Annotated in this window: 21 protein-coding genes and 3 pseudogenes; 7 read left to right on the top strand and 17 right to left on the bottom strand. The window is 41.6% G+C overall.

Annotated elements, in window-relative coordinates; all coding sequences use genetic code 11:
- Positions 1-102 precede the first annotated feature (102 nt).
- The gene (locus HWQ36_RS05115; RefSeq protein WP_292698761.1) at positions 103-1,320 is read left to right on the top strand and encodes an S-layer family protein; all 1,218 of its coding nucleotides are present in this window, start codon (positions 103-105) and stop codon (positions 1,318-1,320) included.
- A gap of 211 nt (positions 1,321-1,531) precedes the next feature.
- Here HWQ36_RS05115 and HWQ36_RS05110 read toward each other — a convergent pair whose 3' ends face one another.
- From HWQ36_RS05110 to HWQ36_RS05075, 8 genes and pseudogenes are all read right to left on the bottom strand, one after another.
- Complete coding sequence (locus tag HWQ36_RS05110; protein ID WP_292698760.1) at positions 1,532-2,302, bottom strand: DUF928 domain-containing protein; 771 nt, start codon at positions 2,300-2,302, stop codon at positions 1,532-1,534.
- Positions 2,303-2,315: 13 nt separating this feature from the next.
- On the bottom strand, positions 2,316-4,649 hold the full coding sequence (locus HWQ36_RS05105) for a CHASE2 domain-containing protein (protein WP_292698759.1): 2,334 nt from the start codon (positions 4,647-4,649) through the stop codon (positions 2,316-2,318).
- 26 nt (positions 4,650-4,675) lie between these two features.
- A complete protein-coding gene (locus HWQ36_RS05100) occupies positions 4,676-5,647 on the bottom strand; it encodes a DUF1822 family protein (RefSeq protein ID WP_292698758.1) in 972 nt (323 codons plus the stop codon).
- Between the two features lie 33 nt (positions 5,648-5,680).
- Positions 5,681-6,319, bottom strand: a complete 639-nt coding sequence (locus HWQ36_RS05095; RefSeq protein WP_292698757.1) for a sigma-70 family RNA polymerase sigma factor — start codon at positions 6,317-6,319, stop codon at positions 5,681-5,683.
- A gap of 216 nt (positions 6,320-6,535) precedes the next feature.
- Positions 6,536-6,724: a hypothetical protein gene (locus HWQ36_RS05090; RefSeq protein ID WP_292698756.1), complete on the bottom strand. Its 189-nt coding sequence runs from the start codon at positions 6,722-6,724 to the stop codon at positions 6,536-6,538.
- 92 nt (positions 6,725-6,816) lie between these two features.
- Positions 6,817-7,788 (bottom strand): hypothetical protein, encoded by a 972-nt coding sequence (locus HWQ36_RS05085; protein WP_292698755.1) that lies wholly within the window; start codon positions 7,786-7,788, stop codon positions 6,817-6,819.
- 90 nt (positions 7,789-7,878) lie between these two features.
- Positions 7,879-9,198, bottom strand: a complete 1,320-nt coding sequence (locus HWQ36_RS05080; RefSeq protein ID WP_292698754.1) for a hypothetical protein — start codon at positions 9,196-9,198, stop codon at positions 7,879-7,881.
- Positions 9,199-9,618: pseudogene (locus HWQ36_RS05075) on the bottom strand (ISAzo13 family transposase); the annotation flags it as partial.
- Positions 9,619-9,673: 55 nt separating this feature from the next.
- Between HWQ36_RS05075 and HWQ36_RS05070 the strand changes: the two are divergent.
- Together HWQ36_RS05070 and HWQ36_RS05065 are read left to right on the top strand one after the other, a co-directional pair.
- Complete coding sequence (locus HWQ36_RS05070; protein ID WP_292698753.1) at positions 9,674-9,976, top strand: hypothetical protein; 303 nt, start codon at positions 9,674-9,676, stop codon at positions 9,974-9,976.
- A gap of 73 nt (positions 9,977-10,049) precedes the next feature.
- Positions 10,050-11,260: pseudogene (locus HWQ36_RS05065) on the top strand (AIPR family protein).
- Positions 11,261-11,364: 104 nt separating this feature from the next.
- Here HWQ36_RS05065 and HWQ36_RS05060 read toward each other — a convergent pair.
- Positions 11,365-11,448 (bottom strand): annotated as a pseudogene (locus HWQ36_RS05060) (Rieske 2Fe-2S domain-containing protein); the annotation flags it as partial.
- 441 nt (positions 11,449-11,889) lie between these two features.
- Between HWQ36_RS05060 and HWQ36_RS05055 the strand changes: the two are divergent.
- The 4 genes from HWQ36_RS05055 to msrA (HWQ36_RS05040) all read left to right on the top strand — a co-directional run bounded on the left by HWQ36_RS05055 (position 11,890) and on the right by msrA (HWQ36_RS05040) (position 14,943).
- Positions 11,890-12,417, top strand: a complete 528-nt coding sequence (locus HWQ36_RS05055) for a DM13 domain-containing protein (protein WP_292698752.1) — start codon at positions 11,890-11,892, stop codon at positions 12,415-12,417.
- 189 nt (positions 12,418-12,606) lie between these two features.
- On the top strand, positions 12,607-13,926 hold the full coding sequence (locus tag HWQ36_RS05050) for a 2Fe-2S iron-sulfur cluster-binding protein (RefSeq protein ID WP_292698751.1): 1,320 nt from the start codon (positions 12,607-12,609) through the stop codon (positions 13,924-13,926).
- A gap of 176 nt (positions 13,927-14,102) precedes the next feature.
- Positions 14,103-14,249: an L-histidine N(alpha)-methyltransferase gene (locus tag HWQ36_RS05045; protein ID WP_292698750.1), complete on the top strand. Its 147-nt coding sequence runs from the start codon at positions 14,103-14,105 to the stop codon at positions 14,247-14,249.
- A 16-nt stretch (positions 14,250-14,265) separates the two neighbouring features.
- Complete coding sequence (msrA, locus tag HWQ36_RS05040) at positions 14,266-14,943, top strand: peptide-methionine (S)-S-oxide reductase MsrA (RefSeq protein ID WP_292698749.1); 678 nt, start codon at positions 14,266-14,268, stop codon at positions 14,941-14,943.
- A gap of 49 nt (positions 14,944-14,992) precedes the next feature.
- Here the strand turns inward: msrA (HWQ36_RS05040) and msrA (HWQ36_RS05035) are convergent, their stop codons facing one another.
- From msrA (HWQ36_RS05035) to HWQ36_RS05000, 8 genes are all read right to left on the bottom strand, one after another.
- Positions 14,993-15,484, bottom strand: coding sequence for a peptide-methionine (S)-S-oxide reductase MsrA (msrA, locus tag HWQ36_RS05035; protein ID WP_196526900.1), 492 nt, complete (start codon positions 15,482-15,484; stop codon positions 14,993-14,995).
- 270 nt (positions 15,485-15,754) lie between these two features.
- On the bottom strand, positions 15,755-16,300 hold the full coding sequence (locus tag HWQ36_RS05030; RefSeq protein ID WP_292698748.1) for a peroxiredoxin-like family protein: 546 nt from the start codon (positions 16,298-16,300) through the stop codon (positions 15,755-15,757).
- Positions 16,301-16,745: 445 nt separating this feature from the next.
- Positions 16,746-16,871, bottom strand: a complete 126-nt coding sequence (locus HWQ36_RS05025; protein WP_269141640.1) for a hypothetical protein — start codon at positions 16,869-16,871, stop codon at positions 16,746-16,748.
- A gap of 4 nt (positions 16,872-16,875) precedes the next feature.
- Positions 16,876-17,067 (bottom strand): hypothetical protein, encoded by a 192-nt coding sequence (locus tag HWQ36_RS05020; protein ID WP_292698745.1) that lies wholly within the window; start codon positions 17,065-17,067, stop codon positions 16,876-16,878.
- A 63-nt stretch (positions 17,068-17,130) separates the two neighbouring features.
- Positions 17,131-17,466, bottom strand: a complete 336-nt coding sequence (locus tag HWQ36_RS05015) for a hypothetical protein (RefSeq protein ID WP_292698736.1) — start codon at positions 17,464-17,466, stop codon at positions 17,131-17,133.
- A gap of 160 nt (positions 17,467-17,626) precedes the next feature.
- Positions 17,627-19,540 carry a hypothetical protein gene (locus tag HWQ36_RS05010; protein ID WP_292698734.1) on the bottom strand — a complete coding sequence of 638 codons (1,914 nt, stop codon included), beginning with the start codon at positions 19,538-19,540 and terminating at the stop codon, positions 17,627-17,629.
- A gap of 64 nt (positions 19,541-19,604) precedes the next feature.
- Positions 19,605-20,321: a hypothetical protein gene (locus HWQ36_RS05005; protein ID WP_292698732.1), complete on the bottom strand. Its 717-nt coding sequence runs from the start codon at positions 20,319-20,321 to the stop codon at positions 19,605-19,607.
- Positions 20,321-20,731 carry a hypothetical protein gene (locus tag HWQ36_RS05000; protein WP_292698730.1) on the bottom strand — a complete coding sequence of 137 codons (411 nt, stop codon included), beginning with the start codon at positions 20,729-20,731 and terminating at the stop codon, positions 20,321-20,323. Before HWQ36_RS05000 ends, HWQ36_RS05005 begins: the two co-directional genes overlap by 1 nt.
- Positions 20,732-20,967 lie beyond the last annotated feature (236 nt).

Genomic DNA, 20,967 nt, shown 5'->3' with positions numbered 1-20,967 from the left:
ATGGACTCAACAAGAGGGGAATTAATTGAACAAAAGCTCTGTGAACTGACTGATACTGCATGAAGTTTTTTCGGCGATTTCCCTATAAAGTCAACACCCTAGGTGGAAGCTGGCGGTGTAGGTAGAGGTGGCAATATCGACATCAATGCTACAACCCTATCACTCATTGATGGCGCTCAACTGCAAACCTTTACTAGTGGTGCATCTGATACCCAGCCAGCAGGACGGGGGGAAGCGGGGAATGTCAATGTTAATGTCACTGACGCTGTTAATATTGCTGGGGAGAAAAATGGTTTACCCAGTGCGATTTTTAGCTTCGTAAGCACAGGAACAGTTGGTAATGGAGGTAACATTACTATTGATTCTGGTTTTTTCTCATTACGAGATGGCGCTCTACTTCAAGCCTCAACAGAGGGACAAGGAAATGCAGGCACAATTAAAGTTAATGCGGCTGATTTTTTCACTATTTCTGGCAAGAGTTCTAACTTGAACATCAGCAGTGGCTTATTTGTTAACTCCCAAAGTACGACGGGTACTGCTGGAGATATTATCGTCACCTCACTTAGAATTACCTTATACAACAGTGGCACACTCAACGCCGAATCTGCATCGGGTAACGGTGGCGACATTAACTTACAAACTGATTTACTGCTTCTGTGTCGTGGCGCTGAAATTTCCACCACCGCAGGCACAGCAGAAGCTGGTGGTAATGGTGGCAACATTAATATTAATTCCCCCTCGGGCTTCATTGTTGCCGTCCCAAGCGAAAATAGCGACATCACTGCTAATGCTTACACAGGCAGTGGTGGGAGAGTAGATATTCGAGCCATTGGTATCTATGGCATTCAACCCCGCTCTAACCCAACTTCTCTGAGTGATATCACCGCTAGTTCTGAGTTTGGTGTAAACGGTACTGTAGAACTTAACACGCCGAATATTGACCCTAACAGTGGCTTAGTTAACCTGCCAACAATAGCAGCTGACACTGAAGTAGCACAGACTTGTCAAGCTGGTGGAAATTTAGCTAAGAGCAGTTTTACTATAACTGGACGCGGTGGCTTGCCTCCTAATCCAGGCGAAGCTCTTAACACTGATGCGGTGAAGGTAGATTTGGTGAGTCTCAATCCAAACAGTGATAACCCCGATAGCTCCTTTGTTTCCAGCAAAATAACTACCCCCGCACCAGAACCCATTATAGAAGCTACTGGTTTGGCACTAAACCAAAAAGGGGAAGTCGTGCTGACAGCAAATCTTCCCACCAATACGCCTCATACTCCTTGGTTGAAGCCGATATCTTGCAAAGCAATTCGTGATTCGTAATTTAAGAAAGTCAGATTGCAATCTGGTTTTTTTAATCGACTGACAATGCTATTGTATCGGCTGACAACTCGATTGTTCTGACTGACAATGCCATTGTATCGGCTAACAATGCGATCACATCACCTCACTGCTAATTCTGGCGTTACATAGTTGCAGGACAACTGCCGTGCAAAGGAAACTCTATAAAATCATCCCACATTTATGCAACGCCCTAATTATCGAGATTGCAGCACTCTACTTTTGGTTCAGTTGCAAAATCATTCAAACCCACAGCTTTCAACAGTGCCCTCCAAGAAGTATCTTGCAAATTAGTGCGACGCAATTCACTAGCAGCACTCAGCGCTTCATACCAAATACCATTAGCCGCATAAAGATTTACTTGCTGGCTTGGTGTTGCTTTTTCCAATTGAGTTTTCAAAGCAGGCTTTAATTGCTCCCGTTTTACATAGCCTTCAACATTAGCAATAATTTGGTTATCCTTCTGACAGTAGATGTTAAGATACCATCGATATTGTTTGCCAATCTCTAAAGGTGCTGCTTTTGATGGCAAGCGAAGGTTTACTATTCCTGGTGTCCCCGTTAAAAAAGTTTTATAAATAGCCTGATTTTGTGCTTCATCTTCTAGCACAAACTCTCCAGATGCAAATTCCGATGCATAAGGAACATAAAATAAGAAACTAGGATACTCTCTGATCGTTGTGCCAAACACCAATTCTGAGTTTGAATAAACAGGTACTAAAGCTGTGAGTCGCTTTTGAGAAGAAGTCAAAGGCTTATTTATATCTTGACCACAGCCACGACTACCTGCTTCTGTTCGCTTACCTGGTTCCCCGATGCCTTTTGGTGGAGGCGGTGCTGCGAAAATCAATGATTGGTTTAATTGTTCGTTGGGATTTGCAGGCTGTGCTTGCACATCTATAGAGCTAAGGAATGTTAAACTAACGGCGAGGAAAATTTGAATCTTTTGCACAGATAATTTCATTTTTATTTATGCCTCAAGTTCTGCTTTGTTGTAAAAATAGATAAATTCCTACTGTGCCGCCAGTAGCTACTAAAACCAAAGCTGACGGAACTAGGGGAACCCAAATCCCTTGGTAAAAGAGAGTTAAGCAAAAAACGTATAAGACTCCAAGTACACCTCCTCCCGCCAATACTAAATATAGTTTTGAGCGATCGCTTGCTGTGATCGCCACTGCTCCAACTACGGCAAACACACCTCCAACTACTGACCAACTCCAAATCCACAAAACTTCCCCCCAAATGGGCAAAACTGATATCAAAGACCGCCCATCCATCACCGCACTCACCATTTGACTCACCATTTGTGCTTGCAGAATCACCCCTGGTATTTCTTCGGAAAAACCTTGCTCAGTCATGTATGGGGTAGGACTATAATCACGAAAGCTTTGAGCAGTAGTCCCAATAAGAACAATTCGGTCTTTGACTTGTTCAGGGTTGACTTTACCGCGAAGAACATCTGTGAGTGTGACTTTAGGAGCAATTTCTTCAGGAGAACCTTGAACAGACCGATAATTGAGCAATATTTGGTAGCCGCCTGTATCCGCCTGTTGATAGCCACCCTTATGAGGCTGCAACTGCTTAAAAACAACCTTGCCTAACTGCAAATCTCCAGAATCAGTGTATTTTGCAGAGATACCTTTTGCTTCCAAGTAGTGGAATGCCAGTTGAGCATTAAGGGCGTAGGGTGCAGTACAACGAGAGGTTAAGTCTGCTGCTTGCATTGCCAATAAATGACGACGCAGAACGTGGTCTGAGTCTGGGACAATATCACTAAATCCTTGGCGTTCTAGCGTCACCCCCAAAGGAGGTGAAATTCCGGGACGTTCTTTTGTGAGTTCTTGAACTTTGCAAATTGCAAAAAGTCTGTCATCTGTTTTCAACCTAGCCGCCAAAGCAGCTTGATTGGGTTGTGATGACTGATCGTGATAAATATCTAAACCAATAGCTTTGGGTTCCAAGTGTGCAAGTTTTTCCAAAAGTCGGGTTAGTGCTAGATCCGAAAGCGACCCTCTTCTTTCCTTTTGTTCTGGTAACTGAAAATCTTCTTCGGTAACAGTGACTATCAACAGGCGCGGATCTTGCTTTTCTTGGGGACGTGATCGCATTAATTGATCGTAAGCTTGTAACTCCCATGTTTGCAATCCTCCCATTTGCCGAACTCCTAGCACGCTGATGGTGAGCATCACACTCATTAGCAATCCCCTTACGAGTAAGCCAATATTAGATTTAATCCGGGGCTTTGGCCAAGTCATGGGTATGGCAGCAGGATTTTCACAAATTATCGGCAGCCAACTTGCCCCTGGAAATTTATCCTCTAATCCTTGCAGTTTTTCTCTGGCAGTGCGAACTGCAATATATAAAGATACGCTTGAAGAAAAAGCTGCCAGAAAATGTTTTAAAAATGCTTGTGCCACAAGATCGGGCACAGGTTCCCGCATGACAATAATTTGGGGAATATGTAAATCTTGTAGTTCTCGCGCTAATCCCAATCCATCACAGGAGTTGAAAATCGCTAACTGTAACCCATTGGTGACGGCATTTCTCAGGGCATATTTCAGGTCTGTAATTGTTAAACTATCTTGGTCATTAATATAAATGCGACCAGTCTCACCCTCGCTTTTACTATGACCAGCAAAAAATAAAATGTTCCAAGATTGGTTCCACAGATGATCGTTGATCTGATCGCGTTGGGGCTGTGTCAAAAAGGTTGTGGTAGCATTGGGTAATTTTTTTAGTAATTCGCAGTCTTTGTCCACATCAATACCAGCTTTATCGCCCAAAATCGCCAATATGTTGATTTTCTGTCTGTAGGTAGATGTCTGCAATGTAGTTATTTGTTCTAACTCTGGAACGCTCAAAGCTACTTCGGCTTTGGTATAGTCCCGATCGAGCAAATCCCATAGATGCCAAGGAAGTTTCTCTAGCTGCATAGAATCAGTGCGAATTAGCACTCGTACTTCCTCATTGGGCATTAAGTGTTTAAGCCATTTTTCTCGAATCCGCCAAAATGACTCTGACTCTAGCCAGTGATTTAAGTGCGATCGCAACTCACAAACTTTGTTTTGACAGTCATCACGCCGTTGAGAAATAGAACCATCGTAAATAATTTTTTTGGCTTTGATCCGGCCATTTCCTAAATTAGAATAAGCCGATCGCCACTCGTCAATTGCTTTAGCTATTTTTAGATTAGGAGGTAAGTGACCAGAGATTTCTATGCTGGGGCGTTTGCCATCTTCTCCAATCTCCAGCGTTACCCGGACCCCTAACTCCAAATCGCCATCTAGCTTTAGAACAACTAACTTTCTCATTTGCAGCACTCCTATTGTTTTTCGCTTCAGATGAGAAAATTTTCTATAACGCTAATATTCCCCAAGACCAATTTAATACTAAAACGTTCCCCCACCTCACCACTAAACTGCAATTGAATATTCTTATTAGTGCTTCTAGTTTGCGCTTCCATAATAGATTCTCCCTCTACTCCTTCAAAGTCAAGCACCATCAGTTGGAGATTTGGTGGTAGATAATTTTCTCCCCATGTAGGATGTACTTCTACGATAATGTCTATTTCCTGCTCCTTCTCTTGAATAAAGCCAACGACTAGAATTACAGATTGGATGTTTCCTGTTTTTCCTAAATCAATCAGCTTACCTCTACTAACAAAAGAATCATTAGCACTTCTTAGACTCCAATTTGGATTAGCTATTTGATTATCAAAGAGGGTTTCCATTTCTTGCCAACCAGCTTCAAAAATATTTGACAACCATTGCTTTAATTGAACTAAATCCTGATTTAAGTTCAGCAAATTCTCAGCTACTTCAGCAAGCTTAACTTGAGAAAGTTCTTCTAAATATTCCAATAGATTGTCTAAAGGTTGCAATTTATTAATGGGTAATAAATCAGTCTCTACCTGTTTGATAAATCCCAGCAACTTCGCCTCTCTAAATGATTTGCTGATCTGCACAGCTACATAGCCAATTCGATTTGACTGCACTTCTGGCGGCACATAAACAAATTGTGCATCTGACATTACTGGCCGACATTCTAATAAGCCCAAGTTTTTTAACGACAAATCAGCGACATCCATCAGTGTCTGTTGTATGATATTCCAACTATCACTTTGATTCAAGTCTGTCTCAAATCCCATACAACGTAAATAATAATTTACGAAAGACACAGATAAAGTATTGAGAAAAACTTGTTCGCTTTTTGCTTGCGTGGCTTGTTGTCTGCGTAACTCTTCTGCTCGATGTCTTCCATCCACAGGTATGGGTGCTGAAAATGTTAAATTATTGATGATTTTGCTCATATTTTTACCTAGCTGATTAGATGATATTAAACATTAAATATATAAATATTCATGGAACTTAGTAGCAAATTTTATCAAACAACGTTGGTAAAAATTATGGAGAGATGTGATTCCAATACCCCATTCTGCCGAAATTTCTTTCCAGGAAATGCCAGAACATCTTCTTTGGGCTATAGCTTGAAAATTTGCCTCTGGATGACCTTTGATGTGTTCCTTGCAAAAAATTAATTCTGGATCTGATTCTATAAATTCTCTTACTTCTTCAAATAAAGACAGAGGTTGAGATGAAGGTATATTTTCCCAATGAGAGCTTTCCAGATTTATTTCATTTCCTTTCCCAATAACTTTGGGGATAGCCTCTGGGAAAAAACGTTTAGTTAATAGCATATTTACCCAAGTCATCACTTCGCCGCGTTCTGGGTCATACTTATTAATATTGTTGTCTTGACAAAGATAGAAAAATAAATTTTGTACTGCTTCATCATAGATATCTTCATAAACTAGTTGAAATTGACCTTTGTAAGGATGAACAAGTTTATCTGATTCCCAAATAGCATTAATCAGCCGCGTTAGAGCTATTCGTTTTTCCTTGGTTAGGTGTGTGTATTGTTGGGCTGCGATCGCTAATTCTTTAAGTTGTGCATCTAGTTGTTTTCTCCAGTCATTAGTCATAAAAGACCTCGAATCAGAAGGCACCAAGTTGCGAATTCATATATATCTCATGGATTGATCCCAACTTTTACACAAAGCAGCCACAATTGTTACAAAACTTTGTGTTTATACATTTAACTGAGGATTGGGAAGATTTGGCTCGGCGCAACGCTAGATTCTTTCTTTGGTGTTCACGCTGACCTCTTTTCAAATCCGATAGTAATGTTACTATCCTAACTACTCATCCCACTTCACCAGCACCCCATTCACAATCGCAATCCCCCACTGTGGAAACTTCGCCAGCAACTTCTTAATCACAATCTGCAAAGCCGGATCGTCACTCCAACACTCCTGCAAAAAGTCAAACCCCGGATTCTCCCCTGAATTCGCCGCTCGATTCAGTTTTTCCCTTCTTACAGGTCGCATATTTGACCTCGCTACAATCGCTTCATGCGACCACTTATCAGGACTGGGGACAGACGCGGCGGAACCTTCGCCTTCATGATCCGCTTTTATGTCTACACCCGAAACTGAATTTTAACCAACAACGAAGCGGAATAATCCTGTTCTTCTACCTGCCCCTGAGTTTGATTAGCGATCGCTTCCTTGTTAGAAAATTCATTTTGGGCAACGGATGCGGCGGAATCAGTGCCTTCATAACAGTCTTTTTGCTCAACACCACAATCTTGATTTTCAGGCAACCAAGCAGCATTACTTTGTGCAACATCCACAAGCGTTAGCGATGTACAGTCCATTGCCGTAGGCAATTCTTCAAGTTCTGACGCGCTTTCAACAGTCTGAGGCGAAGCGCCCCCCAAGGGCGCATGAGCCGTTTCCTCAACACGCAAATTTTTGTTTTGCGCGTCAGAACCAACTACCATACCAACAACCTTAGTTGGTTGTTGGTAGGTAGTTAACGGGTTGTTAGAAACGTTGTTAGGTTTTTGGAACCCTTGCAAATCCTCATTTTTTTGACCATTCTTTTGGAATGATTCCAAATCAGACTGAATTTGTTCCACGCCAGGGTGATTTTCATTCCGTCCGGGCTGGTTTACTTTCTCCCCGGCGTGGACGGCTTTCTCGTCACAAGAATTGTTTTCCCCAGACGTGGACGATTCCCAGTAAAAGCGATTGTAATAACCGTGAAGGTTACGGACACGGTAGCTAATCAGTCCTGGTCTGCCGGAAGGTAAGCGGCCAAACACTTCCTCAAACTGAAATAATCCTTGGGCAGTCAACGCCGCACCTGCTTTTTGGAACGATTTGTAGGTGAGGTTAGTATCGAGTTTGTGAGCAGAACCACCAAACTGTTCAGCTGCTACAGAATCTAACCAAAGCTGCTGCACAGATGGAGGTTGCTGACGAACCCAGTTAATATCCTCAATTGATACCTTGCAGTGTGGTCTAATCGATTTATCTGCATCCGTCTGTTTGCGATCGCTTCGCTGTTTGTTCCCACCGTTGATTGCTTTTAAGGCTGTAGTAGTCATATTTCCTCCTAAATTTTTCCATGACAATGTGAGCAGCATGGTTGCAATGCCGCGTTTAAGTTTTTTGGCTATCTCAAAGCGAGTCTTTATCTACTGGTTTTCGCCCTTCCAAAAGCGCAATTCATCTCGGAAATACCTATCAGCCTTTTTCGATTGCTCCTTCCAGCAATCCCAAGCCACCACTACTTCCTCGCCTAAATCCTTTACAACCTCGCCCCTCTCTACATACAAAGTACGGTAAGGGTCAGCGTGGGCAACGATAGAGCCGATGCCAATAGTGTCTGGTTGAGTGGATGCTTTGTGGAGAGCAGCAATTAATTCTGTCTCTTGGGTGGTCAATTCCGCCAAATAATCTGATTTAATCACCTCGTACTCTTGGGCAACATCCCAAAACTCCTGCCAAGTACACCCCGGTTTAGCCAGCACTGCCCTAATGTCACTCACCGCCTGGGGCAACATTTCCAGTTGCTCGGCTCGATAAGTGATCGCAGATTGTGTAGGTTCGCTTCCCAGAATTATGGCCGCAGCTTCGAGCGCTTGGGTATTGTTCATAGCACTAGCAAGGTTTTTCAATGCCATGCCCATCAGCCGTAAGCATTCCTGGGCATTCTCTTTGGGTGGTTCAACAGCTAGTGATCGCAGATCAATAGTTTTCTCCAGAGCAAGTTTTACTTGTTTGTTCAACGCTTTGGTCGCTTGCTGGGTCATGGTATTTTCCCATTGTTGAGAAGGGCGCTCTTGTACGGCGTGTTCTAGTTCCTGAATGCGCTGCTGGAGTTGTAAATTCTCAATCTCCAGTTTCCGTAATCCTTCCATCTCCAAGAGGCGCTGCTGTAACTGAACATTTTCTTCTTTCTGTTGCTTGAATAGTTGTTGCAGAGATTGGATTTGCTCTTGTACCTGGGCTTCGGCTCTGGCATTAGCCTCTGTTTGTAGCCCAATTGTCAATTCCTGGGAAAGTCCCTCTAACTCCTGTTTATGGCGTTCTTCAATAGCAGTGATCGCTTCCGTATATTCTGCGGGGTAATTGCGTTCTCTGGGAAAGGGAACGCTGGGGGCATCCAAATCAGCATTGTTGATCAGCAGCCTCTCAGCATCAGCAAAGGTAACAATCTGTTGCCAACGATTCGGTGCGTCTGCCTCAATGGTTCCTTCTTCTCCACACCTTGGGTGTGACTGTTGTGAAACTGTGACTTTAGCAAATTGAGGAACCACTGGTTCTTGAATTTTGGGAACCATTGGTTCCTGAATAGATTGCTTTTTGCGTGGAAGTTGAGGAACCACAATATTTGCAGCAGCCGCAAAGTCTGAAACACTTGGGTCAGGGTTTTCTTTGAGAGCGATCGCTATAGCTTGTTTTAATTTCTCTGGTTCCTTGACTAAGGAGTTATGTAAAAATAACTTGAACAATTAACTGACTGCTTTGGGTTTGATAATATAGTTCCACTCACCATGAAAAGAATTTCGTTCGATTGCGATAGTATCAAGCTCTTGGTCTGTAACCTTGATTCCCGTTTTGTAGAGATTTGGATCTAATCTAGCCTCAACTTCTAATCCTTGTGTGGTGGTAGTATTGCGAATTAGATTAATCACAACTTGCAAGCTGGTTAATGGTCTGCCTCGCCAGTTTTGGGTAATGTGACAAAACAAGCGATGCTCAATTTTATTCCATTTACTTGTGCCTGGAGGAAAATGGCACACATGAATAGTTTTACCAGTCTGGGTTGCTAATTCTTGTAGCTTCAATTTCCACAATCGTGAGCGATAACTATTGCTACCACCGCAATCAGCCGTAATCATTATATGCTGGCTTGTTGGATAAACTTGTTTGCAGGGTTTTGAGCGTGAGGATGTTCTAAACTTATTGGCTTTTGTAGACTAGGTATTGACACTCCCCTCAGATTTAGAAGGAGAGTTTCTTTTTGAAGTAGAACAATTGGAGGCAGAGCAACGTATGCAGTATGTTACTTCTTTTGAACGCAGTGGTATTCGGTTAGGACTACTAGAAGGGATTGAATTAGGGTTAAAACTGAGATTTGGGACTGTTGGGTTAAGCCTGTTACCATCCATTTCAACAATTGAAGATGTGGAGCAATTAAAAGCAATTCTTTCAGGGCTAGAAACGGTGAGTACTATTTCCGAATTGCGTCAAATTTATCAATCGCCCACAACCGATACCCAGCAATGAGATTGAGCATCGCCCAATAGACCTATCCTCTCCTTTCTCCATAAGTCCAAAACGAATTTAACGAAAACAAACTATGCCCAAGACTTGGAATATTAAGATAGATAACTATTTTCAAGCCAACCCCAATTGCATCATCGCCACCGCCCATGTAGACTCGTTCCCTATAGACCTGCCACTAGAACCGAACATCCGCGAACCGAACCGCAAAAGTGCGACCTACAGACAAGTCTTCGACTCACTGACAACCGAACCCGAAAAATTCTTCTCTCGTCACAGTGGAATCGTTCTGTCAGCCAATAAAGTTAAGCCTATCAAGAACAAAACTGAACTGGAGCTAGAAGTCTTAGAAGCTAACGAGGGCGGTAGTGATGGGATTATCAACGGTGGGCACACAGTATTAACCCAAGTTGCTAGTCATTGATTCAGGCGATCATCCACATTGGACTCTCGGAAGACGAGGCTAAGGATATAGCCTTGGCCTCCAACACGACAACGCCAGTAGATTCTCGCTCCCAAGTCAACGCTAGGGGTGATTACAAATTCATCAAGCAGTATTTAGCCCAGTTAGAACAGAAAGAAGATAGAAAATTCCGCATTGCCTATTATCAAAACCAAAGCGGCGCTCCCAGAAATGCCCAGTGCAATGTCACCCATTTGCTCAAGCTCCTTTACTGCCTTGACAGAAATAAATACAACCCCGACGGCAATAAACGAACCAAACACCCAGCAGGGATGAGTCTTCCAAGTAACATTACAGACGCAGAAAGGGAAAGATTAACCGCCTTACTGCCTCTCTTGACTCATGCTCTATGGATAGAACAAAGACTCTACGAAATAATCCAAGAACATATCAGTAACCCTAGAAGAAAGGGTTCCAACGATTTAGCATCAATTGATATACGTAAAACTACGTTGTTGCCTGACAGCAAGTATTCATTCGGGTTTGGTGCGCCAACTGACCTGGCACTACCAATAATCGCATCATATCGGGTATTTTTGGACAAGGAGTATAAATGGATTCTGCCGTTTAACGAATTCGCCGAAGATTTCCTCCAACACTTGTGGAATAACTACTTCCGCAAATATTTGGTGTCAGAGAAAACAGCAGGTAATACAGTTGGAACTAAAATCAGTCGGAACCAAGAGATTTGGGAAAGCTTGTATATCTCAGCGCAAAGTTATCTAAATCAGCACTTGGTTAAAATGGTTAACTCCAGCAAGGAAGAGTCACAAGTGAAGGTAACACAAGGGACAAAAGGGCGTGTGCAAGCAGGTAATAAATGATGTAATCCTTCATAGGCGGGCGTTGAAGAACTTATTGACTCATCGCCCAAAAATTGCTCTCACGCTCCGTGGAGGGACAGAGGTGAGGCAACTTGAAGTTGAAGCTAAAATTTATTCAAATCTTTCACTGTCGGTTTGTGCAAAACTTCCCCATTGGAACTGAAACGTGAACCGTGACAAGGACAGTCCCAACTTTTCTCGGCGCTGCTCGTAGTTCTGCTGTGCCTTTTACTACCTCAGCCTCCAGGATATGATTAAACTGGCACTGCTGCTGGTAAAGTTTGTTTATGTCTGGCTATAGATTTGAAAAAGCATATATGATAAAGCCGTGTATAGTTGTTTACATTTAATCATCTATAACCTAAAAATTTAAATTTTGCTGAGAAATCTGTAAGAACTTTCTAAGGAAAACATTAGTTTTTTAGATATCAATTCTTATATATCTATCATTTTTAGATTAATTATTTAAGTAACAATCAGTTTAAAGCTCGAGCCAAGAGCTATGTAGTGTTTCCTAAATAACTAGGGAACACTCAAATCTTTATTACCAAGGGTATTATCTTTGAAAATGTACCTCACTAGATCGGGAACTGATATATTGCTGATTAATGCATTGAGAAATTAAAATTATGAAATTAAGATATTTATTAATAATGCGCTTGTCTTCTCTTGTCATGGTTGGCTGCGCCCGGGAAGTATCAAATAACCAGGACAATGAAAGCCCTATAGCTGTGAATACATCTGTTCCCGAGTCTTCAACTCAGGCGAAACCTTTAGCCAACTCAGCGCAATCTCCAGATTCAAATGCTATGAAGTCAGGCACATTTGTTTCTGGAGAACATACAACTCAAGGGAAAGTTAGTATTACCACTAAAGATGGTAAATCATTTTTGGAGCTTGATGAGTCATTTAAGACTTCTGAATCAGGGCCAGATTTAGTAGTAATTTTACATCGTTCAGATAACGTGATTAATTCAACTAAGCCACCATCGTATCCTTTAAAAAACGGAGATTATTTTATCCTAGCTCCGTTACAAAAATATAGTGGCGCTCAAACATATTCCATTCCTAAAAACATCAATTTAGCAGACTACAAATCCATCGCTATCTGGTGTCGCAAGTTTAATGCTACTTTTGGCGCTGCTAGTTTGAGTTAGTAAATATTAACCAACAAATTGCTAAAAAATATTCCGCTTGGTCGCTTGGGTCAACCGCAAGACGTTGTTTCTTTAGTCGCGTTTCTGGCTGCGGCTCCGAGGTATGGTCTTGAAATTATTCCTCCACCTACTACTGCATCTTCGCAGGTATAGCCCAACATCACTAAAAGTATTAGACAGGAAACAACGATGCTAGAAAGTCTGGGAAGAATTAACAATCCATTAGTCAGAAGTATAGCCGCAGCAGCTACAGTTGGTTCGGTAATTACCTTATCTGCTGCTGTTGTAATTGGAGTAACCAATGCCAAAGCTAAATCTGCCTATCAATTTGGTGTCTATTCCTCACTGTTTGGAACAGCTAGTGGTGCAATATTTGGTTTAGTTTATACAAACAAAGCAAGTGGAAATAAATCTACTCCAGACCTCAAATCATCAGATAGTCATGTTTGGCAAGATTGGCGAAATTTTGTTATTGTTCGTAAGGTGAAAGAGAGCGAAGAAATTACTTCTTTCTATTTACAACCTGAAGATAAAGGGGAAATTCCTAACTTTCAACCAGGGCAATTTTTAACCATCAAACTTGATATACCTGGACAGGATAAGCCTGTAATTCGTACTTACTCACTTTCAGATTATCCTGAAAAGTGTGAATACTATCGCCTCTCTATTAAGCGGGAACCTGCACCGAACGGATTAGATGTTATGCCCGGTATAGCATCTAATTTTATGCACGATCGCGTTCAAAAAGGTTCAGTAATTCTAGCAAAACCACCAAACGGGAAATTTGTTTTAGATGTGCGGAAATCTATCCCCATAGTGTTGATTAGCAATGGTGTGGGAATTACACTGATGATTAGTATGGCGAAAGCTTCTAGTCTTCTTAATCCTACTCGTCCTATTTGGTTTGTACATGGTGCTAGAGACGGAAAATTTCATGCTTTTCGGGATGAAGTGAGGGAAATTGCAAGGCAAAATCATAATCTGAATATGCATTTTTGCTATAGTCGTCCTACACCTGAAGATAGAGGTAAATACCACAGTGTTGGTTATATTGATGCTGCTCTTATTCAAGAGTTAGTACGACAAGAAGCTGAGTATTTTTTGTGCGGTTCTCCATCTTTTATGCAGTCCATAATGCAAGGGTTGAAGGAATCGGGAGTACCTGACAGTAGAGTATTCTTTGAATCTTTCGGTAGACCGATGAAAAGTCAGTCTGATAAACAAACTGCGGGAGCAACTGGAGATAAGAGATTTGCAGAAATTGTCTTTGCCAAATCTGGCAAAACTTTGACATGGCAACCTAGTGATGGCACTATCCTAGAATTTGCCGAAGCCAATGATATTAATCCACCTTTTAGTTGTCGTGTAGGTGTTTGTGGTACTTGTATGTGTAAAATCCGCGAAGGTATAGTTGCTTACCAAGAACAACCAACTGCAACAACTGATAAGGGTTCGGTGTTAATTTGTATTTCTCAACCTGGAACTGCAAAATTGGTGTTAGATATCTAATAAATTCCTCTAATAATCAAGTAAGTTTTTCTATGCCTTAAGGAGAGCAATAAATTGAGGATTCAACAAAAATAAGATTCTCGCTTTCGCTGGATTAATTTACATTCGTCTCAGCTATCAATTCAAGAAGACACAGATATTATTCAACCACTAAGCAATCAACCTAAAATCTTACCATGCCGTTACTTATCGATGACCAAGGTTCAGAACTATTTGAGCAAATTTGTGAACTGCTAGAATACTATCCAACTCGCACCGAGCAAGCAATTTTAGAAACATCTGAATTCTGTTTTGATAAACTCGGTTCTTCGTCTATTAAATAAAGAAGTTCACAATCTCATGTCAATTCATAACTTTACTCTCTCCCGTCAGTTATTACGCAACTTGTCCATCATTTCGCTGACTTTTGTACTCCTATACGGTGCATCTCGTGTGATGCTTTCTGCTCCCGCCACTGATATTTCGACTGTTGCACCGCAGGGAAAGCAAGTAGCGGTTTTCGCTGGTGGCTGCTACTGGGGAATGGAAGCAGTTTTTGAGCATCTATTAGGTGCTTCTGATGTCGTTTCTGGCTTTTCTGGGGGTGATGCAAGAACCGCAGACTACACACTTGTCAGTGCTGGATTAACTAATCATGCTGAATTCGTAAAAATCACTTACGATCCATCAAAAATATCATATAACCAGCTTCTCAAGGTCTACTTTTTGGTAGCCCATGACCCAACACAGTTGAATCGACAAGGGCCAGACTCAGGTAAGCAATATCGTTCGGCGATCTTTTTTGCTAACGATGAGCAGAAACAGACTGCACAAGAATATATTGCTCAACTCAACAAATCGCGAGTCTTCGACAAGCCGATTGTCACAGAATTAGATTCTTTGAAAGGTTTTTATCAGGCTGCGGCATACCATCAGAATTATATAGTGCATCATCCGGGCGATCGCTATGTTGTAATGAATGACTTGCCGAAGCTGGCTAAACTTCAAGTAAAGTTCCCTGATATGTATAGCAAGTAAGGGGATTTACAGCATTCGACTCTTAACATCCCCTTGAACCAGTGAAAGATTAGCCTATCCTGTAAGATGCTCGTCCATGCTTCTCCAGATATTGCTGATGATACTCTTCCGCTCTATAGAATTGCGATGCAGATACAATCTCCGTCACAATTGGATTTTTGTGATAACGAGAACTATTTTCAAGCTGCTCCTTGGAGGCTTTTGCTAATAATTCCTGCTCTGGAGTGTGGAAAAATATTACTGACCGATATTGATAACCAACATCTGGCCTCTGGTGGTTTGATTCTGTGGGATTGTGCTTATTCCAAAACACATTTAGCAGTTCATCATAAAATACTATTGCTGGATCGTATTCCACTTCCACTGCTTCAGCATGTCCAGTTTTGCCTCTACAGACATCTTCATAGGTTGGATTCTCAAAGTGTCCGCCAGTGTAACCAACTGCTGTAGAAGTCACTCCCTTTACTTGACGAAATGCTGCTTCAACTCCCCAGAAACAGCCTGCTCCAAATGTCGCTTTTTGTAGATTAGCATTTTGCATATCTTTGACAACTCTTTTATGATAATTTTAAGTGAAACTTATCGAATCAGACAAATACTTTATAAGGAAATATTTCCTCAAGACTGCCTGATTTATTTTAATTATTAGAGTGACAGATTATTCTGAGATGAGTCTGATACAAAGCTGAATATTATCTAAAATTTGGAAAAATAGTTTAATTTAAAATTTATCTACTACAGTACGGCGTAAATAAAACACCCATTCCAAATCAACGAAAGGCTTGTAGTATCCGAATTACGCCAAGCTGTACTAGCTTTTGCTAACTATAGGAATATTTCTTAGAATACTCACTATTTCAATTGGGTCTAACCGTTTAGTATAATCTGCATCAACAAAAGCATAAACGATTTTTCCGTCTCGATCAACTACAAATGTAGCTGGAATAGGTAGTTCAAAAGACTCATCTCCATTGTATCTAGGTAACACATGACCCTTTGACTCTAATATAGGTCTTAGATACTCCGGGATTTGAAACACAATGCCAAATTGACGAGCAATCATATTGCTGCGATCGCTCAATACTTCATAAGTTAGTTCATGTTTTTCTACAGTTGACATGGTATGACGATTAGTTTGAGGTGAAATAGCAATTATTGATGCTCCTAATGTTTTAATTGCAGGTAATGCTTGTTGGAGTCCTGCTAGTTCCAAGTTACAGAAAGGACACCAAGAACCTCGATAAAAGGAAATAACTACAGGCCCACTAACTAGTAGTTTTTGTAATTCTACTGCTTGGCTGAAAGCATTAGGTAGAATGAAATTAGGAATAATACAGCGCTTCCGGCTATTATGCAATACAGTTTTTTTCCTTGCCCTCTCCTATCAAAGCTTTCAGATTTGGGAATGTACCTCATAGCTGCCGTAAGTGCTGTATCTCCTACCTTTAAAGTTTGGTCAATTATACCTGAAGAAATTAGCTCACTTTTGAGAGACTCTGTAAAATTCATCGTAATTTTCCTGAAAGTTAACTTCTACTTTTATGTACCTTTCTAGAGAAATACTGTTGCAGTAAATTTACTGAAATAAGAAAAGTAGACTTTTGGATTTGCATTACTAGGATAATTGCTTTAGATTCTAAGGGATGATTATCATTTACTGTTCCTGTTGTTTTTATACACGTTAAGCTATCCGTTCAAAGTCCTGGTTCATAAAGCGTTACCACTTCTGTTTTCCACCAAGGGTCGTAATTGGTTTATGATCCTTCCATACACTAAGAACTTTTCCCAGGTAGTCAGAGTAATTATGTGAGGAAAGCTTGTAGATACAAATTAGCGACAATATCAGCAGCAGCCCACTCAAGTTTTTCTGGTGTGCCAACGAACCAGACTTGTTGAGACTTGAATACAAAAAATGATAGATTCAACATAACTTTAATCCTCTTTTATTGTTACCCAATCACTCAAAACAGCTATATAGCAAGCGATCAATGTTGGCCTTCTCAAGGTCTTACTTTCATGTTTAGCGATGTAACCACCCTCTAATTCATTTTGCTCAAAAGAAACTCCAATTACGTCAAAAAGCTTATTAGCAACATCAAGAGAAATAGATTTCGACCAAGACATATTTACTCCCATAAATCCAAGAGTTCAGCTAAACAATTAAAATCAATCTTCAACTACTTCAACTTATTCCTCTTTTTGAACCAGCAATTTCCCAGACACTCCAGCCGTAAAACCCAAACCAATCGCGGCTACAGTAACATTAGGCTTGATAAATAACGTCGCAATTCCGATAACTGCGCCCCAAAGACAGCCATAACAGCAAGCAATAATCAACTGATTTCTGGGTTTAGCTCTTTCGTCTTGAATAGATTGGTGAACGATGGCATAATCTTCGAGTTCACCAATAATTTCTGATAAAGAAGCGCCGTACTCTTTTTCCAATCTACAAATGGCCAGCCTGTCTGCTTTAACTGGGCTTATGGCTAATTTTTGTAATGCTGTAGTTAATTTATCGCTCATTTTAAAACTTCCTATGCTCCCACATTCTGGAAAATGGTTAGAAAAATTAAATCTTGCTGGAGAAATAAAAAGACTCTATTTTTTAGCCGTATTTAATGATGTAAGAATACCGGAACTCGACCGGAACTCGACCGGAACTCGACGAGAACTGTGACGAATATTAGTGATTAATGTTAAAAACGCTGAAACCATCTTTTTCATTTCCGCACAATCGGTTAGTGTCAATCAATTGTGATAGGGCATTTCTCAAGTAAAGAACACTCTTTTTATCGTCGCCCCACTTGCGGCTGTTTCTGATAGCAGCAAAAGAAGTTGGAGGACTAGCAGTAGCTGCAACGATCGCCACAATCTGTTCTAAATCAGCCTCAGAAATACTACTCTCTTCTACTTCCAGAAATTCCACTTCCTGATAAGGCTTTGAAAAAATGGACTCCAGATGATTAACTGCGTCTGATGGCGCAATTTTCTCCCCTCTGGGTATGACTGCCCTTTCATGCTGTTGAACTAATTCCGGGAAGAACTGAAGTAATGTTCTTGCTGGATCTGGTTGCCCATTGCCTGGGTGTTTGTGGGTCTTTAGCCATTCGGGAATCATGCCCAGATTGCCACCGCTAACAGGTTCTCCAAAGTTGTTAGGGTTGGCTTTGAAATATTCTCCACTAGCAACATTCATTTTGCGTAGACCACCAGCGCTAACCGCTTGAGCTACACAACCAATAAAGTTAACCGATTGCTTAAAGGTGTCTGCCAGCCCAGCCGTAGCTTTACCGACTACGCTTGTCAGGTTGGAGCCATGCAGCACGATAATTAATGTACCACCCGACTTAGCGAAGCGAGAAAGTAAATATTGAATCGCCCAGGTGCGATCGCTCTCCTCCAACAATGACAGCAACCGCATTGCCTCATCAATTACTAGCAGTAAATTTTTATGGGAGTAAGGTTCGCTTCCATCTAAACCTTTAAGAAATTTCAATAAATCACGAGCGACGAGTTGATCAGCCCCATCCGCATCAATATCCGGGTATTTAAGGGCAGAGGTTAAGTTGCAAGCGAAGGGGTAAACGTCCACTCCGGCTATAAAGTATTGGGTGTTCAATCCGGGGTCAAGTGCTGTTGATAATGTTGCCAAGATTGCTGCTAAGGTTCCCTTGCCACCTCGCTGAGTACCAGCGATCGCAATGACTTGGGAACTCATCATATCTTCTACTTGAAAACCACTTTTCGTTAAAGCAGCGATGAGTGCGTTTGCCCTATTAATTAGAGGGAGATTAATTAGAGCCTCTGGTACAAGCCCATCAGCTGATGGTTGTAACTCTGTCGGTCTAGAAAGTTCCACAGCTTGGTTCATCTTCCCAACATCTACCTGTGGCGATTGAAACTGTTTGATATCTACGGTCGGTAGTAACTGGACGTTTGCCTGTGCGATCGCACTTATCTCCGACCGATTCACCCGGCTGTCAATTGTCACATCCTGTAAATGGAGAGCCATGCTTTCATAAGTGGGTAGCTGACGACCGAAAAGCTTACCAAACCAGCCAAACATCCAGCGATAAGCATAAAAACGTTTTCCTGGTTCAACTTGGGTTAAATACTGGACAATATTTTCAAACTCAGCATGAAGAAAGGCGTACTCTTGTGCTGATTGTCGTTCTAGGAATTTAACGGTATTAGCAAGATGATCCGCTTGATAATTGCTTCTAGCATCATAATCCCCAGCACGAGTTAGAGCATCTATAAAGTTGCCACGTACAAAAGGCAAGGGGGCAATTTCTTTAGTGCGGTTGGAGTGTTCGACAACAAACCATAGCCATGCAGCACCACCAATTAAACCACCAACTAGTGCCAGTGGGTTGACCGCATAACAAACCGCTCCGATCCCAGAAGCCAGCAAACCAAGTACACGAGTCATGTCTGCTTCATTCTCAGATGCCCGTGCCATTTCAAATAATCCATCTTTTCTCTCTTGCAACCATTGGGCAATATTTCCGGCTTCCAAGTGAGACAAATTAGGATATTGCTCGCGCAAATATTCAGTTTCTTTAGTTGTAATTTTTGGGATATTGTTACTTTGCATAAAAGAAATGCCCTGTTGAGTAGTGAGTGCCGCTCCACTCAAGAGTTATTAAGCGGCGCTCACTTTAATCCTTTCTCAGTCGCCAAATAGCGAACCCAATTTCACCCGCCATCATTGTGCCGATGTTAAATAAGATGCAGCCCAAAATCATGAATGGGGCTGTAAATTCAAATGGGTTACGAGCCGCAAAGGTGGTGATAATATCGAACGCCCAAACCGCAATCACAACTAGCCCTGCGCTAGAGCGATCGCGTATACCTGCGGTTTTGTAGTCCGCCCAGAGTTGGCCTACCAAGTCAATCTTGCCACTAGGCTTGGTTTCAAGCTCATAAACCATGTGGTCTTGAAGCTCCCGCCTCGCTGAATCTGGGTTTTTACCGCGTAAGGCATGAGCTTCAATTACTTGCACACCGATAGAAATTATGAATGCAAGGTAAAAAAACGGGTTGAACAGTGCAAACGGCACATTTAGCCAATTCCAAGCCGGCTCAAACCAGGCAAAAACAGGCGGGCCTTGAAAGATTAATTGCCAAGTTGAATCAGCACTGATTATGGAACCGCCGATAAATAAAATCCCGCCAACTAATGCACGACCCGCACCACCGTTAGCAACAAACTGATTAACAATCGCGGCGGCAGCCCTAATGGGTAAGCCGACAATCATCACAACAGCCTTGGCACAAAAATCGATGATTTCACCAAGTGATCGCTTGTTATTTTTGGGCTTACCATCGCTGTTACTAGTACTATTACTTTCTGCACTTGATGAACCATTAGCCATTACTTTTTCCTCACTGGTTTGATATTTTGAACGCTTTTACAGATTCCTTTGTCTTTGTATTTCCACTTCCAAATTCCTTCTTCAATTCGCCCAATACACCTACCTGTTGCGTCAAAAACATCAACAATTTCATCATCAAGATATAGGGTTGTGTCTGGTCTGGGATTGCGTTTACTGTTGTCAAAGTAATTGGTAATCCTTAGTTTTCGAGTTGTGGGCATGACTCCCGCCTCATACAAGGCATCACTGGTTTTTGCCCGTTCTTCTATGCGCGAACGTTCTAATTCTTCTGTGGCTTTTAGCCGTTGAAGCTCTGCATAAGCCCCCAACTTGGGTACTAAAGGGATAATTACAGGCAATATGCAGATGCTAACACCAGTCAAAGCTAAGTACAGTTGTTTCTTATACATGAGACTACTGTGTTATAGCGCATTCTTACTACAAATTTTTCACATGTTTCACACATATCTTTAATGAGGCGTTTCATGTTTCATGCCGGAAATACTGTTTCATGCTGTTTCACGAGTCTGAAACATTGATGAAACCGTTGAAACAGTTTCGTGAAACAGTGCTGTGAAACAGTTGGATGAAACACTACCCTTCATAACGCCTTTCGAGCAAGGAATGGACTGTTGTTTCGTGTTTC

Origin of the sequence: Nostoc sp. NMS2, assembly GCF_017115105.1 — a bacterium.
Taxonomy (GTDB): Bacteria; Cyanobacteriota; Cyanobacteriia; order Cyanobacteriales; family Nostocaceae; genus Nostoc.
Note: the sequence above shows the minus strand (reverse complement) of the source record. Positions and strands in the feature narration are given on the sequence as shown.